The 24,914-nt window shown below is 62.4% G+C and carries 21 protein-coding genes and 1 pseudogene; 13 read left to right on the forward strand and 9 right to left on the reverse strand.

What is annotated here, in order from left to right; genetic code table 11:
* Positions 1–19: 19 nt before the first annotated feature.
* From IEX16_RS08395 to IEX16_RS08415, 5 genes and pseudogenes are all read right to left on the reverse strand, one after another.
* The gene (locus IEX16_RS08395; protein WP_188707908.1) at positions 20–676 is read right to left on the reverse strand and encodes an outer membrane lipoprotein; all 657 of its coding nucleotides are present in this window, start codon (positions 674–676) and stop codon (positions 20–22) included.
* Between the two features lie 157 nt (positions 677–833).
* Positions 834–1,349: a cupin domain-containing protein gene (locus IEX16_RS08400; RefSeq protein ID WP_188708183.1), complete on the reverse strand. Its 516-nt coding sequence runs from the start codon at positions 1,347–1,349 to the stop codon at positions 834–836.
* Between the two features lie 87 nt (positions 1,350–1,436).
* A pseudogene (locus tag IEX16_RS08405) lies at positions 1,437–2,549 on the reverse strand (serine hydrolase domain-containing protein); the annotation flags it as partial.
* A 1-nt stretch (position 2,550) separates the two neighbouring features.
* A complete protein-coding gene (locus tag IEX16_RS08410; protein ID WP_188707909.1) occupies positions 2,551–3,585 on the reverse strand; it encodes a methionine synthase in 1,035 nt (344 codons plus the stop codon).
* A 38-nt stretch (positions 3,586–3,623) separates the two neighbouring features.
* A complete protein-coding gene (locus IEX16_RS08415; RefSeq protein ID WP_188708185.1) occupies positions 3,624–4,643 on the reverse strand; it encodes an LLM class flavin-dependent oxidoreductase in 1,020 nt (339 codons plus the stop codon).
* Positions 4,644–4,862: 219 nt separating this feature from the next.
* Here IEX16_RS08415 and IEX16_RS08420 point away from each other — a divergent pair, with 219 nt between their 5' ends.
* Positions 4,863–5,420, forward strand: a complete 558-nt coding sequence (locus tag IEX16_RS08420; RefSeq protein WP_188707910.1) for a YaeQ family protein — start codon at positions 4,863–4,865, stop codon at positions 5,418–5,420.
* On the opposite strand, the gene IEX16_RS08425 is transcribed toward IEX16_RS08420, so the two are convergent.
* Both IEX16_RS08425 and IEX16_RS08430 read right to left on the reverse strand, forming a co-directional pair.
* Positions 5,417–6,334: an ion transporter gene (locus IEX16_RS08425; protein ID WP_188707911.1), complete on the reverse strand. Its 918-nt coding sequence runs from the start codon at positions 6,332–6,334 to the stop codon at positions 5,417–5,419. The genes IEX16_RS08420 and IEX16_RS08425 overlap by 4 nt on opposite strands.
* Before the next feature lie 752 nt (positions 6,335–7,086).
* On the reverse strand, positions 7,087–8,781 hold the full coding sequence (locus IEX16_RS08430; protein ID WP_188707912.1) for a long-chain fatty acid--CoA ligase: 1,695 nt from the start codon (positions 8,779–8,781) through the stop codon (positions 7,087–7,089).
* 119 nt (positions 8,782–8,900) lie between these two features.
* Here IEX16_RS08430 and IEX16_RS08435 point away from each other — a divergent pair, with 119 nt between their 5' ends.
* The 7 genes from IEX16_RS08435 (at position 8,901) to IEX16_RS08465 (ending at position 16,340) form a co-directional block, all read left to right on the forward strand.
* A complete protein-coding gene (locus IEX16_RS08435) occupies positions 8,901–9,863 on the forward strand; it encodes a Bug family tripartite tricarboxylate transporter substrate binding protein (RefSeq protein ID WP_188707913.1) in 963 nt (320 codons plus the stop codon).
* A gap of 441 nt (positions 9,864–10,304) precedes the next feature.
* Positions 10,305–12,059, forward strand: coding sequence for a PAS domain-containing sensor histidine kinase (locus IEX16_RS08440; RefSeq protein WP_188707914.1), 1,755 nt, complete (start codon positions 10,305–10,307; stop codon positions 12,057–12,059).
* Positions 12,049–12,411, forward strand: a complete 363-nt coding sequence (locus IEX16_RS08445; protein ID WP_229676254.1) for a response regulator — start codon at positions 12,049–12,051, stop codon at positions 12,409–12,411. Before IEX16_RS08440 ends, IEX16_RS08445 begins: the two co-directional genes overlap by 11 nt.
* Positions 12,408–14,042 carry a response regulator gene (locus tag IEX16_RS08450; RefSeq protein WP_229676255.1) on the forward strand — a complete coding sequence of 545 codons (1,635 nt, stop codon included), beginning with the start codon at positions 12,408–12,410 and terminating at the stop codon, positions 14,040–14,042. The genes IEX16_RS08445 and IEX16_RS08450 overlap by 4 nt, the downstream gene beginning before the upstream one ends.
* Positions 14,043–14,224: 182 nt before the next feature.
* Positions 14,225–15,382, forward strand: coding sequence for an MFS transporter (locus tag IEX16_RS08455; protein WP_188707916.1), 1,158 nt, complete (start codon positions 14,225–14,227; stop codon positions 15,380–15,382).
* Positions 15,382–15,678 (forward strand): hypothetical protein, encoded by a 297-nt coding sequence (locus IEX16_RS08460; protein WP_188707917.1) that lies wholly within the window; start codon positions 15,382–15,384, stop codon positions 15,676–15,678. The genes IEX16_RS08455 and IEX16_RS08460 overlap by 1 nt, the downstream gene beginning before the upstream one ends.
* Positions 15,675–16,340, forward strand: a complete 666-nt coding sequence (locus tag IEX16_RS08465; protein WP_188707918.1) for a DsbA family protein — start codon at positions 15,675–15,677, stop codon at positions 16,338–16,340. The genes IEX16_RS08460 and IEX16_RS08465 overlap by 4 nt, the downstream gene beginning before the upstream one ends.
* Positions 16,341–16,409: 69 nt before the next feature.
* Here IEX16_RS08465 and IEX16_RS08470 read toward each other — a convergent pair whose 3' ends face one another.
* Together IEX16_RS08470 and IEX16_RS08475 are read right to left on the reverse strand one after the other, a co-directional pair.
* Positions 16,410–17,024: a class I SAM-dependent methyltransferase gene (locus tag IEX16_RS08470; RefSeq protein ID WP_188707919.1), complete on the reverse strand. Its 615-nt coding sequence runs from the start codon at positions 17,022–17,024 to the stop codon at positions 16,410–16,412.
* 67 nt (positions 17,025–17,091) lie between these two features.
* Positions 17,092–17,565: a Cd(II)/Pb(II)-responsive transcriptional regulator gene (locus tag IEX16_RS08475; protein ID WP_188707920.1), complete on the reverse strand. Its 474-nt coding sequence runs from the start codon at positions 17,563–17,565 to the stop codon at positions 17,092–17,094.
* Positions 17,566–17,636: 71 nt separating this feature from the next.
* Between IEX16_RS08475 and IEX16_RS08480 the strand changes: the two genes are divergently transcribed.
* The 5 genes from IEX16_RS08480 to IEX16_RS08500 all read left to right on the forward strand — a co-directional run bounded on the left by IEX16_RS08480 (position 17,637) and on the right by IEX16_RS08500 (position 24,880).
* Positions 17,637–18,266 carry a cation efflux transmembrane domain-containing protein gene (locus IEX16_RS08480; protein WP_188707921.1) on the forward strand — a complete coding sequence of 210 codons (630 nt, stop codon included), beginning with the start codon at positions 17,637–17,639 and terminating at the stop codon, positions 18,264–18,266.
* 67 nt (positions 18,267–18,333) lie between these two features.
* Positions 18,334–18,711: a hypothetical protein gene (locus IEX16_RS08485; protein WP_188707922.1), complete on the forward strand. Its 378-nt coding sequence runs from the start codon at positions 18,334–18,336 to the stop codon at positions 18,709–18,711.
* A 133-nt stretch (positions 18,712–18,844) separates the two neighbouring features.
* A complete protein-coding gene (locus IEX16_RS08490; RefSeq protein WP_188707923.1) occupies positions 18,845–20,074 on the forward strand; it encodes a TolC family protein in 1,230 nt (409 codons plus the stop codon).
* Positions 20,071–21,750, forward strand: coding sequence for an efflux RND transporter periplasmic adaptor subunit (locus tag IEX16_RS08495; protein WP_229676256.1), 1,680 nt, complete (start codon positions 20,071–20,073; stop codon positions 21,748–21,750). Before IEX16_RS08490 ends, IEX16_RS08495 begins: the two co-directional genes overlap by 4 nt.
* 16 nt (positions 21,751–21,766) lie before the next feature.
* Positions 21,767–24,880 (forward strand): efflux RND transporter permease subunit, encoded by a 3,114-nt coding sequence (locus IEX16_RS08500; protein ID WP_188707924.1) that lies wholly within the window; start codon positions 21,767–21,769, stop codon positions 24,878–24,880.
* The last annotated feature ends 34 nt before the right edge of the window (positions 24,881–24,914 follow it).

Below are 24,914 nucleotides of genomic sequence, written 5' to 3' on the forward strand. Positions count from 1 at the left end.
GCCTTGCGGCGGGCCGCGCTCAGGCCATGCGCAGGTTGTTGCCTTCAACAATCACTTTGGAGCCGACCGGCACCGCGCTCGACACCTCGACATTGCGGGTGGAGCCGTCATTCATGCGCACGCGCACTTGGTAGACGGTGACCTTCTTCATGTTTTCCTCGATCTTATTGCCGGCAAAGGCGCCGCCAGCGGCTCCGATCACGGTCATGGCCGTCTTGCCGTTGCCGCCGCCAACCTGGTTGCCCAACAGGCCGCCGATCACGCCGCCAGCGACAGTACCCAGACCCACAGTGGTGTTGCCAACGGCAACACCATTGACCTGGCCCTGGCGCTGAACGGGTGTCACGGCTTCCACCGTGCCGCAGTCGGCACAAACCACAGATTTGGGTGCCGGGGCTTGAGCCACCACAACAGGCCGCTGCTGAACCGCAGGTTTCGCGGGAGCAGTTGTGTTGCTGGCCTGTTTGCTGGTCGTGCTCGACTGCGTCGTCGGCGCCACAGCCGCGGTTCCACCAGGCTGTGCGTCAGAGCGGTTGACCACCAGCGCGGCGGCGAGCGCCATCACCGTGACCCCCAAAACGGCTGCAATGGCGACCAGCGCCTTGCTGTGCTGCATGCGCTGCGGGAAACCGGGCTGACTGCCGGGCGTGGCGGGAACTTGATTGTTTGTATCCATGATGGGTACTCCTTTGTGTGAAACTCTGTTGTACCAACAACGCGTAAACGCGGCTGTAGGACGACGTGACAAGTTGTAAGTCCTGTTGGAGCGACAGCGTTCAAAACGTGCGAAATTGCCCACTTTCATGTCGCTTCACCGGAAATTGACCGGCGCTTTACACACCTCCGTGGGGGTGGGTGGGGTCAATCCACAACACCTGCTCAGGTTGTTCGGCCGGCGCGATGTCCAGGTTGATGGCAACCGCCTCACCGTCGCTGCGACACAGCACACATTCGAGCAGTTCGGTCGGGCTGGCGTTGATTTCCTGGTGTGGCACATAAGGCGGCACGTAGATAAAGTCGCCCGGCCCGGCCTCAGCCGTGAACTCCAGCTTCTCGCCCCAGCGCATGCGGGCCCGGCCCCGCACAACGTAGATCACGCTTTCAAGATGGCCATGGTGGTGCGCGCCGGTCTTGGCGTTGGCATGGATGGTGACGGTGCCAGCCCAGAGCTTTTGCGCACCGACACGCGCGAAATTGATGGCGGCCTTGCGGTCCATGCCGGGGGTCGACGGCACGTTGCCGTCGAGCTGGCCGCCGGGGATCACGCGCACACCGTCGTGTTTCCAGTCGGTCGGCTCAGGTGCGTGGCTGTGTTCGTGGGAATGATTGTGTCCGGGGTCGTGGCTCATGAACACATCCTGGTCCAGCAAGGCAGCGTACACCAGGCTGCGGAACAGTGGCCGGTAGAAATCGCGCTGCATCGGTGCCTGGATCATCAGCAGCGCATACAAATCCTGGGCCGGATCGACAAAAAATGTGGTTCCCGCAATGCCGCCCCAGTAGTACAGTCCGACCGAGCCAGGCACCGGTGACACACCGGCCGCCGTGCGCACCGCAAACCCGAGCCCGAAACCATGACCAGGCGGCAGCAGGTCACCGGTGGACGGAAGACCGTCCAGATGGTCGGCCGTCATGAAATCCACGGTGTGCGGGCCCAGCAGGCGCGCGCCCTGCAGCTCGCCACGGTTGCGCATGAACTGCAGAAAACGCGCGTAATCCATCGCGGTGGACATCAGGCCGCCACCGCCGCTTTGCATGGCCACGGTGCGGCGCGGATCCAGCACACGCAGCGGCACGCCGCCGTCAGGGTCGTGCGCAAAAGGTTCGGCAATGCGGTGCTGATCGGCTGCGTCCACCGCAAAGCCGGTCTCAAACATACCCAGCGGGGCAAAAATATGCTGTTGCAGATAGTCGCCGAGTGCCTGCCCGCTGACGGCTTCAACCAGCCGGCCCAACACATCGGTGGCGCGGCTGTATTCCCAGACACTGCCGGGCTGGTGCATCAGCGGCAGCGCGGCCAGCGTGCGTGAGAACTCTGCATTGCTGCGTTCGCGCGACCCCATATTGATTTCCGCATATTGCCGCTGCACCGCCGCCGAACCGAGGAACTCATACGTCAGGCCGGCGGTGTGGCGCAGCAAGTCCTGCACCGTGGCTGGCCGAACCACGTCCTCCAGCGTCACCTGACCGTCACGTTCCACGGCCACCTTCTGGTTGGCAAACTCCGGCAAGTAGTTGGCCACGGAATCGCTGAGCAGCAGCTTTCCCTGCTCCATCAGCATCATCACGGCGACCGAGACCACCGGTTTGGTCATCGAATAGATCCGGAAAATCGCGTCGCGCGGCATCACCGTACCGGTTGCCGGATCAAGCTGGCCCAGGCTTTCGAACAGCGCGACCTTGCCGCGGCGAGCGACCAGCACCACCGCACCGGGCAGTCGTCCGCGGTCAATCTCCGACTGCAACACATCCAGCAAACGCTGCACGCGATCTGGGCACAGGCCGAGTTTGGACGGCGCGGCGAATTCGAGTGCGCTTGACGCTACCATCTCAGGCGCCGTAGCGTTCACGCGCCAACGCCGCACCCCGGGCCAGGGCCTGCAGTTTCTTCAGCGCAATCTCACGGTTCATGGGCGCCAGGCCGCAGTTGGTACAGGGCAACAGGCGGTTCTTCGGCACATACTGCAGCGCTTTGCCGATGGTGTCGGCAATCTGCTCGGGCGTTTCAATCTCGTCGCTGGCCACGTCGATCACGCCGACCATCACGTCCTTGCCTTCCAGCAGCGCCATCAGGTGCGGCGGTACATGCGAGTGATAACACTCCAGGCTGACCTGCTGGATGCTGCTTTTGGCCAGCGCCGGCAGCACCTGCTCGTACTGCCGCCATTCCTCGCCCAGGGTTTGCTTCCAGTCGTCGTTGGCCTTGATGCCGTAGCCGTAACAGATGTGCACGGCCGTGGTACAGGTCAGGCCCTGCGCGGCGCGCTCAAGCGCTTTCACGCCCCAGTCGGCGGCGTCTTTCATGTAGACATTAAAAGCCGGCTCATCGAACTGGATGATGTCCACACCGTCCGCCTGCAACGCCAGCGCCTCCTGATTCAGCAACTCGGCAAAGGCCATGGCGAGCTTGATGCGGTCGCCATAAAACTGGTCGGCCACGGTGTCCACAATCGTCATCGGGCCAGGCAAGGTGAATTTTATTTTTTTGCCAGTGTGCGCGCGCAGTAGCTGCGCTTCTGCGGCATGCACCCGGCCCTTGAGTTTGAGCCGGGCCACCACCTGCGGCACCATCGCGTCATAACGGTTGTCGCGTATGCCCATCTTGACCTTGTGCTCGAAGTCGATACCTTCGACCTGCTCAAGAAAGCCGTGCACAAAATGCTGGCGCGACTGCTCCCCGTCGCCGATCACGTCCAGGCCGGCGTCTTCCTGCGCCTTGATCCAAAGCAGGGTCGCGTCGGCCTTCGCCTGCGCGAGTTCGGCGCCTTCGGCTTTCCATTGTGGCCAGAGCTTCTGGGTTTCCGACAGCCAGGCAGGTTTGGGCAGGCTGCCGGCAATGGTGCTGCTGAAAAGCGTTCTTGTCATGGTGTCTCCTGATGTGGGTTGAAAGTATTTTTGGGTCGTCAGGCTGCACGGGTCGGGACCGCACAAAAGTGTGTCGCCAACAATTCATAAGAACGCCTGCGCACGGCCGGATCGTGGGCCCAGGTGATCACCACCAGTTCCTCAACCTCCAGCGCATCCGACAATGCACGCAATTTTTCGGCAACCTGCGGCCCGCTGCCCACCAGCGCCGTGCGCCTGAGTTGATCGGCCTGCATCTGTTCGGCGGGGCTGTAGGGCCGCTGCGCCAGTTCGGCCGGCGATTGCAGCGGGCCCAAAGCGCCACGGTTGCGGTCTATTTTCCAGCGCTCACGGCCTGAAAAATGCTGCCAAGCCTCTTCTTCGGTGTCGGCCGCCAGCGCCCAAACACACAGCGCAGGCTGCGGCTCGGGGTGTTGGGGGCTGGGCCGATACATGTCGCGGTACACGGCGATGGCTTCTTCGGCGCCCTGCCCGTCGGTGATGAAATAAGCAAACGCGTAAGGCAGCCCGTAATGCGCCGCCAGTTGCGCGCCGTAGTTGGAACTGCCCAGCATCCACATCGTGGGCGCGGTCGGACCACCCGGCTCGGCAGTGACGCCGCGACCGGGATGCCCTTCAGGCAGTTCGTTTCCCCCGACCCAGGCTTGCAACTCGCGCACCTGCAGCGGAAAGTGATCGGCCGCGCTGTGCGCCTGTGGATTGAGCAACTGGGCGGTGCGGCCGTCAGAACCCGGCGCGCGGCCAACGCCGAGGTCGATGCGGCCCGGCGCCAGCGCTTCAAGCACGCGGAACTGCTCGGCCACCTTGAGCGCCGAATAATGCGGCAGCATCACGCCGGCGCTGCCGATGCGTATGCGCTGCGTGGTCGCGGCAATCGCGGCCATCAACACCTCGGGCGCGCTGCCGACAATGGTGGGGTGGCTGTGATGCTCGCTGACCCAGAAGCGTTCATAACCCAGTGCCTCGCAATGTTGGGCCAGGGCCAGCGTTTCACGGATGGAGGCATCGGCGCTGCGGCCGGTGACGGCCACCGATTGGTCAAGAACAGACAGTCGGATCATGGCACCGACTATAGCCAGAGTACCCTGCCCCTGCTGGTCTGTTCCAATACAGGCTTAGCAACAAGCCCCCGGGGCTTTCAGAAATTCGTTTGTCGGGATGCAGGGCAAGGCGCACGGCGCAGGAGTCGGAATGCACTTGGGTGCATGAGGATTCCGAGCATCGCGCAAAGCCGCCATGCGCCCGAGAAACGGATTTATGGAAGACCCGCAAAAACCATGGCACTCAAAGCCACCATTTACAAAGCCCAACTGGCCCTTGCCGACATGGACCGCGGCATTTATGGCGATCACAATGTGACGATTGCGCGGCATCCGTCCGAGGCCGACGAACGCATGATGATCCGGCTGCTGGCCTATGCGCTGAACGTGCCGGCCGACGACAAGAAAGGCCATCTTGAGTTTGCCAAGGACTTGTGGGATGTCGATGAGGCCGCGCTCTGGCACAAGGACTACACCGACCAGATCCTGCACTGGATCGACGTGGGACAGCCCGACGACAAGCGCCTGATGCGCGCCGCCGGCCGAGCCGAACGGGTCAGCGTCTACAGCTTTGCCAGCAGCACGCCGGTCTGGTGGAAAGCCATCGAAAGCAAACTCACGCGCGCGGCCAACCTGGTGGTCTGGCAGATCGATGCCGCACAAAGCCAGGCCCTGGCCAAACTGGCCGAACGCAGCATGCAACTGCAGGTGTCGGTGCAAGATGGCACGGTGTGGATGAGCACAGCGGCAGACTCGGTAGAAATCACGCCGCGTCGGTTAACGGCTGGCGACTAGAGCGTTTTTCCGGGCGGCCCAGCCTCGGGGTTGCCAGACTGCTGCTGATAAGGCGGCAAACCCACACCACATTTGAAGCAGAAGTTTGCTTCGGCCGCATGGCCCTCCGTCAGGCACTCGTGGCAGGTGCGTGTAGTCAGCGCCTCCGACAACTGGAAGCGCCGCTGCGCCGCCATCTCGGCCGTGACGATGCCCGTGGGTACCGCCAGAATGCCCCAACCCATCAGCATCATGAAGGATGCGATCAGCCGCCCGAGGTCGGTCTTGGGCACGATGTCACCGAAGCCCACGGTGGTCACCGTGCTGATGGCCCAGTAAATCGAGATCGGGATGCTGGTGAAGCCGTTGGTCTGGCCCTCTACCACATACATCACCGTGCCCATGATGAGCACCACCATCAACACCGCCGACAGAAACACCAGGATCTTGCGACCGCTGGCCGCCATCGCGCGCCCGAGGAACTGGTATTCCGTGACATAGGCCGCCAGCTTGAAAACCCGGAACACACGCAGCAGCCGCAGCACGCGCACATCGATCAACGCATGCAGCTCCGGGAAAAACAGCGCCAGGTAGGTCGGCAGCACCGCCACCAGGTCGATGATGCCGAAAAAGCTGGTCGCGTACTGCAGCGGCCGGCGCACGCAGAGCAGGCGCGCGATGTACTCGGCCGTGAATAGCAGCGTGAATATCCACTCCAGCGACATGAATATGCGGCCGTAACGCTGGTGAATCGCCTGCACGCTGTCGGCCATCACCACGGCAATGCTCAGCAGGATGACCGCAATCAGCGCCTGGTCGAACCAGCGGCCAGCACGCGTGTCGGCTTCAAAAATAACCGTGTACCAGCGCAGCCGCCAGCCGGCCAGCGGCTTGTCGTCGGACGAGGGGAAAGTGGCGGGTTGGGGTGGGGGCATGCTTGCGCGTGATGCCTTGTTTTGCAGGACCTAAACCTTAACCGAGTTCGGTGGGATGGCAAGTCGGCCAGTAGCCTGTGTTGATGTGGGCGCCGTCTTGCCGGCAATTCGCTATTTATTTGATAGCTGGTTGCGCTTGCTGGGCATGGGCTAGATGGCGATTTTGTTCATGAATCGACCTGGAATTCGTCACCTTCACTTGCATCACGCTGCTGTCGCGGCTCGCGCAGGGACAGTAGTAGGTAACTCCCCACTCCCACCCCTAACCCCTCCCTCGCCCCGCTGGGCGATGGAGGGGAACCTCATTTGGCCGCGTGCGCTGCGCTCGCGTGCACACATGACGGTCTGTTGGGATTCCCGTGCATGAAGCGCTGCGCGCTTCATGCACTCCGGATGGGAGTTCGGTATCTGAATTTGGATGTTGGTCTTCTCCCCCCCCCCTCCCGTCGGGCTGGGCCGAGGAGCGCAGGTCAAAGCGGATCAGGGATCGCGATTGTCTGAGCCGAAGGCGAGTTCGAGCGAGACCCCGCTTTGACCGAGCACCGCAGGTTGCCCGTAGCGAAGCGGAGGGACCCAGACCATCGGGTCGCCTTTTCTTTGCTTACTTTCTTTTGGCGACGCAAAAGAAAGTGAGTTGCCGCCGGGCAACCCCCGGCCAACCGGCGCAGGCAGACCTCAAGGCACGAGGAAGCAAAAGATGGATCCCGGATCCATTCCGGGATGACAACCCGGAAGGTGTCGGAAGCCAGGCCTTATGCCTTCTCCGCCTCCTGCAAGGTCCGCCACATCACCTTCCCCGACCCGCTCTTGGGCAAGGCATCGACAAACTGCACGACGCGCGGGTATTTGTAGGCCGCCATGTTGTTACGGCACCAGCCGATGATGTCTTCCTCGGAGGTGGCGCCCTTGGCGGCAGGGCGCAGCACCACCACTGCCTTGACGGTTTCTCCGCGGTAGGCATCGCGGGTGGAAATGATGCAGGCTTCCTGAATGGCCGGGTGTTTGAACATCAAGGCTTCCACTTCGGCCGGCCAGACCTTGAAGCCTGACGCATTGATCATGCGTTTGAGCCGGTCGGTGATGAAGAAATAGCCGTCCTCATCGACGCGCCCAAGGTCGCCGGAACGGAAAAAGCGTTTGCCGTCGAAGTCGATAAAGGCCGAGGCCGTAGCCTCAGGCCGTTTCCAGTATCCTGAAAAATTCTGTGGGCCGCACATGATGATCTCGCCCTGCTCGCCCTGCGGCATTTCCTGCAGCGTCAAGGGGTCGATAACGCGCGCGTCCACACCCACAAAAGGCACACCCAGGCACTGCTGCTTAGTCGCGTCCGGCGGGTTGCTGTGTGAAGGCGCGGCGGTTTCGGTCAAGCCGTACCCCTCGGCAAAACGCAGGCCGTACTGTTCCCACAAGCGCTGGGCCACGGCCTGCGGCATCGCCGCGCCGCCGCCGCCGATGTAAACCAGGCCACTCAAATCGAAACTTGCGAAGTTCGGGCTGGCCAGCAGGTCAATCACCATCGTCGGGATGTTGGTCCAATGCGTGACGCGCCACCTGGAGATCAACCGCCCAGCAAGCTCGCGGTCCCAGCGCGGCATCACGACCAGCGTTGCGCCACCGTAAATCGCCGCGTGCATGACCGACACCATGCCGGTGATATGAAACATCGGTACCACCGACAGCACCACGTTTTCAAACGTGCTGTTGCCCCACAGGCCGCTGGCCACCGCGTTGTGCATGATGCTCGCGTGCGTGTGCATGCAGCCCTTGGGCAGGCCGGTGGTGCCGCTGGTGTAAGGCAGCACCGCCAGGTCTTGCGGCGTGGCGGTGTGGGCCGGCAGCTTCGCGACATCACCGCGCAGGGCATCGCCCCAGTCCAGTACAGCCCCGCCATCCAGCGCCGGCAGCACATGCCGCGTGCCCAGCCAGTCCTGCCAGGCGGGCGGGAGTGTTTCAGCACCCTCGGCCTGCAGGTCAAAGGCGTCGCTGTAATGCGAAACAATCATGTGCTGCAGGCGTTCGGCGGGGGCCAATTGCGCATCGGCGCGGGCCAGCTCGGGGGCCAGGTCGGCAGCGATGATGGCGACCTTGGCATCCGGGTCGATGATGTAGTGCTTGAGCTCCTCGGCGCGGTTCATCGGGTTGACCGGCACCACCACGGCATCGACGCGCAGGATGGCAAAGTGGGCAATCACCCACTGCGGGCAGTTCTGCATGTCCAGCACCACACGGTCGCCTTTTTTGACGCCCAGGGCATGCAGCGTCGCGGCCAGACGCTCGGCCTTGTCCAGCACTTCGGCATATGTGAACACGCGGCCGAAGAACACCAGCGCCGCCTTGTCCGGAAAACGCAGGGCGCTGACCACCAGGTTGTGCCACAGCGAGGTGGTCGGCGGTGTGATGTGATGCGGCAGGCGTTTCGGCCAGAACTTGAAATGGGCACGATCCATGGTGTCTCCTTGGTGCAAGCGTAACGTGCCCGGGCCAGCAGGGCATCGGGGAAGACGCTAGCCGCGTCGCGTGCGCGACGTTGTTTATCATGGGCCACTATTTCAAAAAGGAGACAAACATGTTCACCCCCCAGCGTGTCCTGGCTGCCTTGCTGGTCGCAGCCAGCTCCGCAGCTTTCGCAGCCTTCCCGGAAAAACCGATACGTGTGGTCATCGGCTTCCCCGCCGGCGGGCCGCTGGACCAGCATGCGCGGCTGCTGACCGAGCGCCTGCAGGCCGTGTTGGGCCAGCCCATCGTGATCGACTACAAGTCGGGCGCTGGCGGTACCGTCGGCGCGCAAGACGTGATGAAGGCCGCGCCCGACGGCTACACCTTGATGCTGGCCAACACCGGCGTGATGGTGATCAACCCGGCGTTGTACGGCAAGCTGCCCTACGCCACGCTGAAGGACTTCACGCCGATTGCGCGCACTGCCATGCAGCCGCTGGCCCTGCTGGTCAACCCCAAGCTGCCGGTCACGACACTCAAGGAATTTGTGGATTACGCCAAAGCCCGCCCAGGCCAGATCAACTATGGATCGGCCGGCAACGGCGGCATCAGCCATCTGGTGCCCGAGATGTTCAAAAACGCCACCGGGCTGTTCATGGTGCACATTCCCTACCGCGGCAGTGCGCCGGCCTTCACCGACCTGATGGGCGGCCAGGTGCAGTTCATGGGCGAGTCGATCCCGCAGGCGGCGAATTACCACAAGCAGGGCAAGGTGCGCGCGCTGGCGGTGACCAGCAAGGAGCGCAATCCCGCGCTGCCGGACATTCCCACAGTCATCGAGTCAGGCTTCAAAGGCTTTGAGGTCGTCGGCTTTTACGGCTTTCTCGCACCGGCGGGCCTGCCCTCGGATGTCACCGCAAAATTGAGCGATGCCTTCAGACAGGTCATGGCCAGCCCCGACATCCGCAACCGCATGGTGACCCAGGGCGCCGACCCGGCATTCCTGGGCAGCGAAGACTTCGCAAAATTCCTCACCGCAGAAATGCCGCGCTGGGCACAGGCGGTCAAGGCTTCCGGCGCCAAGCTTGACTGAGAGTTTCGCCGCTTGTTGATCCGCACAAGGCGCGCGGCAGGATGGTTTTCTGCGCAAGGGCGGTGCACGCGACAGGCACGTCAGACGATGTATTTTCAAGTCCCCGGATTCCAGGGCGGAAGCAATTGCTGGGACGGATTCGATAGCCATTGAGGCGACTTTGCGAGATCAAGCGACGATGCCTGCTTGAGTCAAGGGCCAAGAAATTTTCCGGTTACCGACAAAACTGCCAATTGATGGTCATTTAGCGGGTATTCCTTAGTTTTTGCAATCCCTAAAGGTTGCAACACTGTTAGTCTTGTTCTATCAACTCCTCCTTGCCACCAGCCTGTTCGCGTTTCAGTGCTGACCAAGTGGCAACCCGAGAGCCTACTTTTCAGTTGACGGGACGTGTGCCACACCCGTCAACTGAAGAGTGCCCCTTCGCGTGGAGAGATTTGAATGACGAATACGGGCTTTACCGTCAGCGTCAGTGATAAACCGGCAAGCGCCGATGGCGCTGTGGAGTTCGGGCGCCAGGAAAAATTGCTCAAGGCCGGCGCTTTGCAGAATGCCATCTTCAACAGCGCCAACTTCTCAAGCATCGCCACTGACGAAAAAGGCGTCATCCAGATTTTCAATGTGGGTGCCGAACGCATGCTTGGCTACGCTGCTGCCGACGTGGTGAACAAAATCACGCCCGCCGATATTTCCGACCCTCAGGAAGTGATTGCCCGGGCTGAAGGTCTTAGCCTGGAACTGGGTACCCGCATCACGCCCGGTTTCGAAGCCCTGGTTTTCAAGGCATCGAGAGGCATTGAAGACATCTACGAACTCACCTACATCCGCAAGGACGGCAGCCGCTTTTCGGCCATTGTTTCGGTGACCGCTTTGCGCGATGCCCAGGAAGGCATCATTGGTTACTTGCTGATCGGCACCGACAATACGGCGCGGAAAAAGGTGGAGGCGGCCCAGGCCATGCTGGACCAAAGGCTGCGCGACCAACAGTTTTATACGCGCTCGCTGATTGAATCAAACATCGATGCGCTGATGATGACGGACCCACAAGGCTTCATCTCTGACGTCAACCAGCAGATGATGACGCTGACCGGTCGCACGCGCGACGAACTGATCGGGGCTCCCTGCAAGAAGTTCTTCACCGATCCTGCCCGCGCCGAGGCCGCCATCAAGCGGGTGCTTACCGAACACAAGGTCAGCAACTACGAACTCACGGTACGCGCCCAGAACGGCGAGGAAACGGTTGTGTCTTACAACGCCGCGACCTTCCAGGACCGCGACCGCAAACTGCAAGGGGTGTTTGCAGCAGCGCGGGACGTGACCGAGCGCAAGCGTTTTGAGCGCGCCTTGCAAGAGAAAAATATTGAGCTGGAACATGCCAGCATCATGAAATCGGAATTTCTGGCCACCATGTCGCATGAACTGAGGACGCCGCTCAACGCCATCATCGGCTTTTCCGAGGTTCTCAAGGACGGACTGGTGGGCTCGATGAGCGAGAAGCAGCATGAGTACATCGACGACATTTTTACCAGCGGTCAGCACTTGCTCTCGCTGATCAATGACATTCTGGACCTGTCCAAGGTCGAGGCCGGCATGATGGCGCTCGAACTGGAGCTGGTCGATCTGAACAGTCTGTTGTCTGGAACCCTTTCCATCGTCAAGGAAAAAGCGCTGGCCCGATCCATCGCACTTGAACTTCAGAATGACGGCGGGACGGGGCTGCTGCTGGACATGCGCAAGACCAAACAGATCGTCTACAACCTGCTCGCCAATGCCGTCAAATTTGGCGCAGGTGGGGGCCGGATCACATTGAGTGCACGGCGCGTCCAGCGCGAGGCGGTTGGAACACTGCCCGGCGCCTGGCCGGTGCACAGCTTCCCTCTGGTTGACAACGAATACACAGAGTTTCTGGAAATCTCCGTCAGCGATAGCGGGATCGGTATTTCGGAAAAAAACATGGCAAAACTGTTTCAGGCTTTCAGTCAGATTGACAGCAGCCTGGCGCGTAAATACCAAGGCACCGGACTCGGTCTGGCGATGGTCAAGCAACTGGCAGAGTTGCATGGCGGCACGGTGGCTGTTGCCAGTACGGAAGGCAAGGGTGCGCGCTTTGCTGCATGGCTTCCAGTGCGCACACACAGTCTGTTGACAACTCATGCCGCAGGGGAGACGCCAGATGGCAAGCATTTTGGTCATTGAAGACAACGCCGCAAATATGAAACTGGTTTGCCTTTTGCTGCGCGATGCCGGACATGCCGTGTTGTGCGCGGTCGATGCAGAGACGGGCCTGTCGCTGGCCCGCTCTGATCATCCCGACCTGATCCTGATGGACATCCAGCTGCCTGGCATGGACGGCCTTGCGGCAACTGCCCTGCTGAAGCAGGACGCGGCCACGGCGGCCATTCCGGTCATTGCGCTGACTGCCATGGCAATGAAAGCGGACCATGAAAAGAGCCGGGCAGCTGGCTGCGACTTGTATATCGCAAAACCGCTGCGTTACAAAGAGCTGTATGCGGCTATTGACTCCCTTCTGATCGCAGGAAAATCATGAACGCCATCGCCGAGCTCAACGACGTCGCCTCGACCATCCTCATCATCGACGATGAGAGCAAGAATCGAAAATTGCTCGAAGCATTGCTGCAGCCTGAAGGCTACCTGACACTTAACGCCGCCAGCGGCCAGGAGGGTCTGGAATCGTCAGTAAAACATGCCCCGGATCTGATACTGCTTGACATCATGATGCCCGATATGGACGGCTACGATGTGGCCAGCGCACTCAAAGCCAACCCTGACACGGCGAACATACCGATCATCATGGTCACGGCGAGAAGCGAGCGCAGCGCCCGGTTGGCGGGACTCACAGCCGGTGCTGAAGAGTTCCTGACCAAACCGGTTGACCGGGTTGAGCTGTCTCTGCGTGTGAGAAACCTGTTGCGCCTGAAAGCGATTGCCGATCTGCAAAATCACAGCCGGCTGCTGGAGCAGGAGGTCATGGACCGTACGGCTGAGCTAAGGCGCTCCACCGAGCTGCAATTGGTCGAGGCCGCCAAACAGATGGCCATTCTGGACGCCCTGCCGGCGCACATCGCGTTGCTTGATGGTGACGGACTCATCATCGCGGTGAATGAGGCATGGCGGCAATTTTCAAGAGGAAGCGCGCTTCACCCCCCTGGCGACGACGTGGGCGTCAGCTATCTCGGGATTTGTCTCAATGCGCGCGAAAAAGACCGCGCCGAGGCAGAGCGGGCAGCCGATGGTGTCCGTTCAGTTTTGAACGGGAACACAGACCAATTTTCACTTGAATACCCCTGCCATTCGCCCATGGCCCAGCGCTGGTTCATGATGACGGTAACTCCTTTGTCAAATGACCGGCTGAGTGGCGCCATCGTGATGCACACCAACATCACCGCGCGCAAGCAGACTGAACAAGAAGTTCTCCGCCTGAACCTCCATCTGGAGGAACGTGTCCGATCGCGCACTGCACAGCTTCTGGCGGCCAATGAGGAACTGGAAGCGTTTTCGTACTCGGCTTCGCACGACTTGCGTACACCCCTTAGCGCCATCGACGGCTACAGCAGCCTGCTCGGCAAAGAAATGAGTGCTGGCGAAATGAGCGAACGCAGCAAACATTATTTGTCCCGCATTCGCGTAAGCGTGGCGCACATGGGCGAGTTGATCGACGCCCTGCTATCGTTGGCCCAGGTCTCGCGGAGCAAACTCAGTTCGGAACATGTCGATCTCAGTGCCATGGCCGTTGCCTTGCTCAAGGACCACTGCGAACGTGAGCCGCTGCGATCAGTTCTGATACATATCCAGCCGGACCTGCAGGTGTCGGGCGACCTCCGGCTGCTGCAGCGTGTGCTCGACAACCTGATCGGCAATGCCTGGAAGTTCAGCGGCCACGCCACGCAAAGCAGCATTGCCTTCAGCTGTACCGTTAGCGGCAGCGAAGACAAGGTATACACGGTTCAGGACAATGGCGCGGGCTTTGACATGGCCTATGCTGACAAGCTGTTCGGGGCTTTTCAGCGCCTGCACTCCCCCGCCGAATTTGCCGGTACCGGCATCGGCCTGGCGACGGTGCACCGCATCATCACGCGTCACGGTGGGCGCATCTGGGCAGAGTCCGCGCCTGGACAGGGCGCCAGCTTCCACTTCACGCTGGGCCTGCCGCAGGACTAGTGCCGGAGAACCCAAAGCAGCCCACATGTTTCGCGCCACGCGGGCACAATTGCGGCAAGCCCCCGCGCCACGCCCCCATTCACAGACCGACAATTGCTCTCATTTTGATAGCTGCTGGCACTGGTCCGTTATGAGCCAGAGCTCGATTCGACTCATAACTTCTGCGATTGACCCGTCCCGCCATGCCGCCCGTCCTTTACCTCTTCGCGCTGTGCAACCTCGTCATCGGCAGCGGCGCCTTTGTGCTGGGCGGCATTCTGGTGCCGCTGGCCGGCTCGCTGGGCATCAGCGTGGCGGCGGCCGGGCAGGCCATGACAGCCTATGCCGTGGCTACCGCCGTGCTGGCGCCGCTGCTGATCGTGGCCACCGCGCGCTGGTCGCGCAAAAGCGTGATCCAGCTCGCCTTGGGCATCTTCGCCGTCGGCTGCCTGATTTGCGCGCTGGCAAACAACCTGACGGCGCTGCTGCTGGGCCGGGCGTTCATGGGGGCGGGCGCGATGTTCAGCGCCGCCGCCTCGGCGCTGGCGGTCGGCCTGGTGGCGCCGGCGCAGCGCGGGCTTGCACTGTCCATCACTTTCCTGGGCATGAGCATCAGTTACGCAGTCGGTGTACCGGTCGGCGCCTGGCTGGGCTTTGAGTATGGTTGGCGCGCGCCGGTCTGGCTCTCGGTGGGCGCTAGCCTGACCATGCTGGCAGCGGCAAGCTGGCTGGTGCCCGCTAATATGGCGGCCGGTCGCGCCAGCTTTGCCGGGTTTGGCGCGGCGGCGCGGCAAGGCGCAGTGCTGCGGGCCTGGCTACGCACGCTGCTGTACTTTATCGCGATCTTCAGCGTGTTTGCCTACATCGGGCCGGTGTTGCAGGCGCTCAACGCCATCAGTTCCACGCAGTTATCCATCACGCTGGCCGGGTTCGGGTTGGCAGGGGTAGCCGGCACCTTGTCGGGCGGCTGGGCCAATGACCGTTTTGGTCCGATGCGGACCATGCGGGTGCAACTGCTGGTGCTGATGACGAGCATGGCCATGCTGCCCTTGACCGCCGGCCAGGTCGTCGCCACCCAGGCCACCTTGATCGTCTGGGGCGTGGCGGGTTTCGGCCTGATGGCGCCGCAGCAAAGCCATCTCGCCAGCCTGTCGCCCACGCAGGCACCGCTGCTGCTGAGCCTGAATGGATCCATGGTGTACACCGGCACCGCACTTGGCGCGGTCATCAGCGGCGCCCTGCTGGACGATGTGCAGCTCTCACGTCTGGGCTGGGTTGGCGTGCCTTTTTGCCTATTGGCCCTGCTGACCCTGGCCTTCGAGCCCGCGCAAACCCAAGCACGCGCCACCGCGGCATCCTGATGGCCATACACCCCGCCCAGCATCAACTCGCCGCACTGGTCGGCGCGCTGCAACAACTGCGCAGCGACACGCTGGCCGTGGCGGCTTTTTCGCATCTGGCGCAAAACCAGGCGGTGTTGCTGGCAGCATTGCCAACCGCGTTTGCGAGCGTGCTGCAGCAGTTGCTGGACCGGCTGGAGTCGGGCGCGCTGTTCAGCGAAGAGAGTTGCTCCTTCAGCCAGAAAGAATTGCTGGACAGCCTGCAGCTATGGCTGGACCATGCGCAGCGCCAACTGGACAAAGGAGATACCGCATGAACAATCCATCCGCTCCAGTGGCCCTGATCTACGTCGGTGACCCGATGTGCTCCTGGTGTTACGGCTTTGGCGTGCCGCTGGCGCAGTTGCTGGGCCGCTTTCCGGGCACACCGGTGCAGCTTGTGCTTGGCGGCTTGCGCGCTTACAACACGCAGGTGATGGACGCCGCACTGAAAGCCAAGCTGCGCGGGGCCTGGGCCGGCGTGGCACAGCGCTCTGGCCAGCCCTTTTCAGAAGCGCTGTTCGAGAGTGAAGATTTCATCTACGACACGGAACCGGCCTGCCGCGCCGTGGTGACCGTTCGCGAACATGCGCCGCAGCTGGCACTCGCCATGTACCACGCGATCCAGCAGGCGTTTTATGCTCATGGCCGCGATACGACCAAGGCGGCCGTGCTCGGCGAGATCTGGGACGAGGTGCACGGCCGCACCAAGGAAGCCCGGAGCCACATCGACTTTTTACGCAACTTCGAAAGCCACGCGATGCGCCAGCGCACGCGCGACGACTTTGCGCAGGCCCAGGACTGGGGCGTGCGCGGCTTCCCGACCTTGCTTGCCGTGGGAGACGGGCAGACGCAGCTCCTGACCAATGGGTATGCCGACGCCGAGGTGCTGATGGAACGGTTAACACAGATCATCATTCGGAAACCGCTCCTGCCTTGACGCACCGACGGCGCGGCCATGGCCAGCGCTCTGGCCTGCAGGGCCGCTGGTCACGCACGGTCAAACCGGTCAGTGCATCACGCAGTGGCAATACACAAAATGCTGCACCAGCCCGGAAGGCGTGTGGTGGTCTTCCTGGATATGCTCAAGCAACTCGAACGCGCCGCCGAACTGGGCATGCAGGGCATCCGGCGCACACCGCACCACGGGCAAACCGCTGCATTCCAGCGGCCCGTCGGGCCCGAACGCGGCAACGATGACATGGCCGCCGGGCCGGACCGCGTGGCGCACCTGGGCGACATAGGCCGCGCGATCCGCCATATCAGTGAGGAAATGAAATACCGCCCGGTCATGCCAGATGTCAATGCTGGCTTTTTCAAGAGGGAAGGTAGTGATGTCGCCTTCCATCCAGTGCACGCCCGCGGCCTGCTTGCCCAGGCGCTGGCGCGCAACCGCGAGTGCCGCGCCGGAGATATCCAGCACACCCACCTTGCGCATGCCATGGGCGAGCAAGTCGTCCACCAGACTCGATGCGCCGCCACCGACATCCACAATGCGTGCCGATTTTTCGTTGGCCACAGCGCGAATCATCTCCAGAGACAGAGTGGCGTGCGGCTGATACCAGCTCACCGTCTCGGACGACTTGGTGCTGTAGACCTCTTCCCAATGCGATTTGGGTTCCATGAAAACTCCTTCACTTGTGCGGACAGGCGTTGATCATATACACGCGGATCAACAATGAGACACGCAGCTAGACATGCCTTTTTTTCTGTGCCGGTACCGCCTTTGCCGAGTCCTGCTCGTCCGCCAACTGGTGCAAGGCCTCGATGATGTGGCAATGCGTGTCGCTGCCATCACAGCGATTACGCAGGGCCTTCAGGTCTTTCTCCAGCGCCTTCAATTCAGCCAGCCGCGCGCGTACATGGCCGAGGTGGCCGTCCAGCGCCTCCCGCGCCGCCGCGCAGTCGGACTTGTTGTTCAGGTCCAGGCCCAGCAAGGTGCGCACCTCGTCCAGCGACATGTCCATGGCCCGGCACAGGCGGATGAAACGCAGTTGGTGAAGATCGCCCTCGCTGTACAGCCGGTAGCTGTTGTCGCCGCGCCCCAGAGGGCTCAGCAGCTGTTCTTTCTCATAAAAGCGGATGTTGACCGCGCTCACGCCGCTGCGCTTCGCGGCCTCGCCGATCTGATAACCCCGCTGCGCGGATGGACTTGATGGCGGCATCGCTTGACCTTGAAGTGACTTGAGGGTTTCCAATCATGCCATCAGATCGAAAACCCGAGGAACACAAGCCCATGTCCGCACACTGCTGCAACCACGACCCCGCACCCAGCGCCGCCCAGGCCAACAGTCCGCGTTACCGCCGCATCCTGTGGATTGCGCTGGCCGTCAACCTGGCCATGTTTGGCATCGAAATCGGTGCCGGCCTGCAGTCTGGTTCGGTCTCCTTGCTGGCCGACGCCATCGACTTTTTTGGCGATGCTGCCAACTACACCGTGACCCTCGCGGTACTGTCTATGGGTCTGGTCTGGCGCGCTCGTGCGGCGCTGCTCAAGGCCGCCAGCATGCTGGGTTTCGGTGTGTTTGTGCTGGGCCGCGCGGCGTGGGTGGCATGGCACGGTGGCACGCCCGAGGCCCTGACCATGGGCAGCATCGGCCTGCTGGCGCTCATCGCCAATGTCGGCGTGGCAGCCTTGCTGTACGCCTACCGCGAGGGCGATGCCAACATGCGCAGCGTCTGGCTGTGCTCGCGCAACGACGCCATCGGCAACCTCGCGGTGATGCTGGCCGCACTCGGTGTGTTTGGCACGGGCAGCGCCTGGCCGGATCTGGCCGTGGCTGCCGTCATGGCCGGCCTGGCGATCACCGGGGGATATGCGGTGTTCAAGCAGGCGCGGCAGGAATTGCGCCGGGACCACACATGAGCGATGCCCACGCTGCGCGGCCGTCCCTGCGCGCTGCGGGGACTTTCCCGGCTGTTAGCATGCGCCCGTGAACCGATTTATTTGTCACCTCCTGATTGTCTGGCTAACCTTGTTGGCGGGCGGCGCGCATGCACATGCGGCGGCCGATGCTGCGCAGGAGCTGGACCACATCGCCGCCCATGCCATCGAGGCACAACTGGCTGGCACTCAGGACGCCGAAAAATCTGCCATCACACATGACCACGGTCACTCCGAGACCTGCGGGCTGAGCCACTGCGGCCATGGTCACTCAACCGGCATGCTGGCAACTGCCAACCTTTGCTTCAGCGATGCAGGTGTTGGCGCCGCGTTTCCCACACCGCAAGCCTGGGCCTGCCGCGAACAACCCAACAGCATCGAGCGCCCCAAATGGGCATTCACCACGCTAGCCGTGGTGAACCTTTGAGCTGACAGGCGCATAACTCCCCCTTTTTTCAACTGCGCTCGCGCAAAGGTTCGCCGAAGTTTTTTCACTTCGGAGAACACTTTTGTATTCCTTTCCTCGCTTTCGACCATCATGGCCGGCACGCGCAACGCTGATGTTGCTGACTGCATTTGCAGCCACCGCCAGCGCGCAAACGCTGCCGCTGCCGCCCCCAGCCCCTGAATCTTCCACCGCTGCGCGCGGTGGCCCCAATCTGCGTGAGGCGCTCGACTCCGCCTGGGCCCTCAGCCCGGCGGCTCGCAGCGCCGACAGCCGCCGCGCGCAACTACAGGCCAGGGAGCGCGCGGCATCGTCCTGGATCAATGGCTCGCCGAGTGCCGTGCTGGCGCAACGCAGCGACCGTTTCAGCAACAACGGCGGCTTGCGTGAATACGAAGCCGAGCTGGAACTGCCGATCTGGAGCCCCGGCGTGCGCGGTGCCGCACAGCATGAGCTGGCAGCGCTGCGACTGGGATTCGAGCCGCAGCAACTGTTGGCGCGGCTGAAACTCGCCGCAGAGGTGCGCGAAGCAGCCGCCAACGTGGCCGTGGCGCTCACCGAACGCGAGCTGGCCGAACGCAAACACAGCGAAGCGCTGGTGTTGGCGAAGGATGTGGAGCGCCGCGTAAAAGCCGGCGACAGCGCCCGCGTAGACGGCTTGCAGGCACAGTCCTTGGCTCAACAGGCCGCCAGCGGACGGGAGCAGGCGCAGCAGGCCTTGGCCCGCCTGCAAAACCAGTGGCTGTCCCTGACCGGCATGGCCGCAGTGCCGACGCTTGACGAGCCGCTGCGGTCTGCCAATCCGATCATGGGTCCAGACCACCCTGCGTTACAGGCCGCACAGACGCGAGTCCAGGCGGCGCAAGCGTCGCTCGAACTGAGCGAAACCGACAAGCGCGACCCGATGTCAGTCGGTGTAGGTATCACGCGCGAGCGCTCGGCGTTTGGCGCTGCAAGCCAGAACAGCTTGCGACTGGCAATAAAAATCCCTTTCGGTACCGACAACCGCAATGCCCCGCGTATCGCGGCAGCTCGCGCCGAGCTCGATGCGGCACAGGCCGAGCTGGATGCCGCCCAGCGCCAGATACAAGGTGAACTGGCATCGGCCATCACTGAAATCAATGCCGCCCGCCGCACGCAGGCCAGCATGAGCGAACGCGCACGCCTGAGCACCGAGGTGCAAGGCCTGGTGGCCAAGTCTTACCGCCTGGGCGAGTCCGACTTGCCGACCCGCCTGCGCGCCGACAGCGAAAAGTTTGAAGCCGATCTTTCTCTGGCGCGTGCCCGTGTGGGCCTGCAACGCGCCGTTTCCCAATTGAACCAAGCCCTTGGATTGCTCCCATGAACTTCATTTACAAGCCAAACCAGCCTCTAGCCCATATCCAGCTTGCGCTGGTAGCTATTGTTTTAATAGCGACAAGTTTGTTCGCTTCGGCCTGGGCTGCGGGAGACCACGGCGCACAAGCGCCAGCGGCGTCCGGCGCAGTCACCTCACCGCGCATTTCCAGCCACTCCGACGTGTTTGAGTTGGTCGGCGTGGTCGACAACGGCGAGATGAAAATCTACCTGGACCGCTATGCCAGCAACGAGCCGGTCACCGACGCGAAGATTGACGTGGAAGCCGGTGCAGCCAAGGGAAGCGCCGTGCCCCAGTCCGACGGCAGCTACAGCTTCAAACATGAATTGCTGGGCCAGCCGGGCACGCTGGCCGTCAACTTTGTTGTCGCCGCTGGCAAGGACTCCGACCTGCTGGCCGGCGACCTGGTCATCACCGACCCGCATGCCGAAGACGACCATGCCGGCGCAACGCGGTCCTGGCTGCGCTGGGCGGCGTATGCGGGCGCTGTTCTGCTGCTAACGGCTATTGCCGGTGCGGCATGGCGAGCCCGCCGCCGCAAAAGCCTGGCCAGTATGTTGATTGCCGCCTGCGCTTTGGGCCTGGGCGCTACAGCCACCCTGGACGCGCAGGCAGGACCTGGCCACGACCACGGCGAAGAATCCGCGCCCACCGCGGGCGGCAACGCCCCACGTCGTCTCGCCGACGGCGGCGTGTTTTTGCCCAAGGCCAGCCAGCGCCAGCTCGGTGTGAGAACCGTAGTCGCCCAGGAAGCTTCTTTGCCGACCACGGTCGAACTGACAGGCCGGGTGGTACTGGACAGCAACGCCGGCGGCAAGGTGCAGCCGACGCAGGCCGGACGCATCGAAGCGGGTCCGCGTGGCCTCCCGCAACTCGGGCAGGCGGTGCGCAAGGGCGAAGTCCTTGCCGTGGTACGCGCGTCCAGCAGCGCGATTGACCGCGCCAACCAGCAGGCGCAAAGCGCCGAACTTAACGCCAGCCTGAACCTCGCCCGCAGGCGCGTGGAGCGACTGCAGCAACTTGAGGGCACGGTGCCGCAAAAGGACATCGAAGCCGCGCAGTCCGACGTGGTCAGCCTGCAGCAACGTGCGGCAGCGGTCGCTGGCAGCGTGTCGGCCACCGAGGCCCTGGTCGCGCCCGTGTCGGGGGTGATTGCCGCCGCCAACGTGGTGGCCGGCCAGGTGGTCGAAGGGCGCGAAGTATTGTTTGAAATTGTCGACCCGTCACGCATGAGTGTGGAAGCCAGTGCCTTTGACGCCGCGCTGTCGGCCAACATCGCCTCGGCCAGCGCCAGCCCGGCGCCCGGCGCCAGCGTGCCACTGCAGTTTGTCGGCGCCGGCAGCAGCCTGCGCGAAGGCGCGATCCCGCTGGTCTTTCGTACCCTGCCGGGCAAAAACGCTCTGACGCTTTCTGTCCATCAGCCGGTCAAAGTGACGGTACAGACCAAAAGCCAGGTCAAGGGTTTTGCCGTACCCCTGAGTGCCGTGGTCAAAAGCGCCAGCAACCAAGACATGGTTTGGCTGCACACGGGCGCCGAAGTCTTCCAGCCGCGCACCGTGCGCCAGGTGCCGCTGGACGTCAGCACCGCCGCGATAGTGGATGGCCTGAAACCGGGTGAACGGGTGGTGACGCAAGGTGCGCCCCTGGTCAATCAGGTTCGCTGAAGCAGGGCCGCACGACATGTTTGAAAAACTCATTCACGCCTCCCTTGCCAACCGCCTGATGGTGGTGGTGCTGTCGGTGGTGTTGCTACTGACCGGTGCGCTGACATTGGTGAAGATGCCGGTCGATGTGTTTCCCGACCTGAACAAACCCACGGTCACGCTGCAGGCCGAGGCTGGCGGCATGGCGCCCGAAGAAGTCGAGCAGCTGATCACCGCACCACTTGAAATTGCCATGGGCGGCATACCGGGGGTCGAAAGCATTCGCTCGATTTCCAGCGTCGGTCTGTCTTTCGTCTATGTCACCTTCGACTGGAAGACCGACATCTACCGCGCACGCCAGATGGTGGGCGAGAGGCTGCAACTGGCTCGCGAACAGTTGCCGCAGGGCGTGACACATGTCGGCATGGGGCCGATTAGCTCAATCATGGGCGAGATCATGCTGCTGGCCCTGCCCATAGACACCAGCAAGATCAGCCCGATGGCGGTGCGTGAATACGCCGACTTCGTGATGCGTCCGCGCCTGCTCACATTGCCAGGCGTCGCCCAGGTGGTGCCGATAGGCGGCGAGGTGCGGCAGTACCAGGTGCAGCCCGACACCGCGCGCATGGCGGCGCTGAAGATTGATCTCGAAAGCATTGAAGCGGCGTTGAAAGGATTTTCGGGCAACTCCAGTGGCGGTTTTCTTGAACTCAATTCACGCGAGTATCTGATCCGCAATATCGGCCGCACCACGCGGCTGCAGGATCTGGAGCGGCTGCCGGTTGCTTTTCAAAACGGCAGACCGATCCAGCTCAACCAGGTGGCCACGGTCACGTTTGCGCCGGCCATCAAACGCGGCGATGCGGGCCTGAACGGCCAGCCTGCCGTGATTCTGGGCATCCAGAAGCAGCCTGATGCCGACACCGTGGCGCTGACAGAAAAAGTAGAAGCCGCGATTGAGGAGTTGAAAAAGGGCATGCCGCCAGGCATGGGCGAACCCAAGGTCACCATGCGCCAGGCAAACTTCATCGAGACCTCGGTGGACACCTTGCGCGGCAAGCTGCTTGCTGCTTCCGCGGTGGTGGCGGTGGTGCTGTATTTCTTTTTGCTCAACATTCGAACCACGCTGATTTCACTGACGGCGATTCCGGTGTCGGTGATGATCACGGTGCTGGTGTTTCGCTACTTCGACCTGTCGATCAACACGATGACCCTGGGTGGGCTGACGATTGCCATCGGCGGGCTGGTGGACGACGCGGTGGTCGGCGTGGAGAACGTGCTGCGCCGCCTCAAGATGGACCGCGCCGCCCACCCTGGGCAGCGGCTGGGGCCGTTGGAGCTGATTGCCAAGGCGACGCTGGAAGTGCGTTCCGGCATTTTGATTGCCACCGTCATCATCGTGCTGGTACTGCTGCCGCTGTTTTTCCTGCCGGGCATCGAGGGCCGGCTGATGCAACCGCTGGCGATTGCCTACATCGTGTCATTGCTCGCATCCATGGTGGTGTCGGTCACGCTGACGCCGGTAATGTCTTATTACCTTCTGCCGAAAATCAAGGGCCTGGAGCACGGCGATACCAAAGTTCAGACCTGGGTAAAGACGCGCTACGCCGCTACGCTGGGCCGTGTGCTGCAAGCGCCGCGCGCCTGGGTGTTAGGGGGCGCTGCGGCGGCGGTGCTCGCCATGGCAGCCGTACCGTTTTTTCCGACGACCTTTTTACCGCCTTTCAATGAAGGCGTGGCGCTGGTCGGCCTTCGTCTGAACCCCGGAACCACACTGACTGAATCCGCCCGCATCGGTAGCATCGCCGAAAAGGCCTTGGTGGATGTGCCCGAAGTGGAGCACGTAGGCCGCCGCTCGGGTCGCGCGGAGCTCGATGAACATGCCGAGGGTGTGCATGTGTCTGAGCTCGACCTCAAGCTCAAGCGCAGCGACCGCAGCGTGGAAGAGGTTTACGCCGACATCCGCCGCCGCATCGCCACCCTGCCGGCGGCCATAGGCATCGGCCAGCCGATCAGCCACCGTATCGACCACATGTTGTCGGGCGTGCGTTCACAGATCGCCATCAAGATTTTTGGCGACGACCTGGACACCTTGCGTACGCAGGCTGAGGCGCTGCGGCAAAAACTGGCCGGCATCAATGGTGTGGTGGACCTGGAAGTCGAAAAACAGGTGCTGACACCACAAATCAAGATCCAGGTGGACTATGACCGCGCCCTGGGCCTGGGCCTGCCGCCGGCCAAGCTGCTGCAGGAGTTGCAGGTACTGATCGATGGCGAGAAAGTCACGCAAATCGTCGAGGGCAGCCGCCGCTTCAACCTGGTGCTGCGCCTGCCCGAGGCCTCTCGCGGCATTGAAGGCCTGCGCAACCTGATGATAGATACACCCGGCGGGCGCGTACCGCTGAGCCAACTGGCCAGCGTTGAAGAAGGTGACGGCCCCAACCAGGTCAGCCGCGATGATGGGCGCCGGCGCATCGTGCTCTCGGCCAATACCCAAAGCCGCGCGCTCAGTGACGTAGTGGGCGAGATGCGGTCGGCGATTGCCGCCACCACCCTGCCCGAGGGTTACTTCATCACGATAGGCGGGCAGTTTCAGGCGCAGGAAGACGCGTCGCGCCTTATCAGGCTGCTGTCGCTGGGTTCAGTGGCAATGATCTTTCTAATTCTTTACTCGCGCTACAGGTCCGGGGTACTTGCCGCCATCATCATGGCCAACATACCGCTGGCTTTGGTCGGCGCAGTGGTCGGTTTGTGGTTGTCGGGCCAGCCGCTGTCGGTAGCGGCGTTGGTGGGCTTCATTACGCTTGCCGGCATCGCCATCCGCAACGGCATTTTGAAGGTGTCGCACTACATCAACCTGTGCGCCTTTGAAGGGGAAAACTTCGGCAATGCCATGCTGCTGCGCGGCTCGCAGGAACGGCTCACGCCGGTCCTGATGACCGCGCTGGTGGCAGCGCTGGCGCTGGCGCCGCTGCTGTTCGAAGCCGACATGCCGGGCACCGAGATCCTGCACCCAGTGGCGGTGGTTATTTTCTCGGGACTGATTACCTCGACCCTGCTCGACTCGTTTTTGACACCGGCGATGGTCGCGATGTTCGGCCGCAAGCCGATTGAAGCGCTGGTGGCCGATTCAGGAACTGAATCGTTTTGATTTTTCTCTCGCTGTCCAACTTTACTAAAAGGTT

The sequence above is a fragment of the Polaromonas eurypsychrophila genome, assembly GCF_014641715.1.
GTDB lineage: Bacteria > Pseudomonadota > Gammaproteobacteria > Burkholderiales > Burkholderiaceae_C > Polaromonas > Polaromonas eurypsychrophila.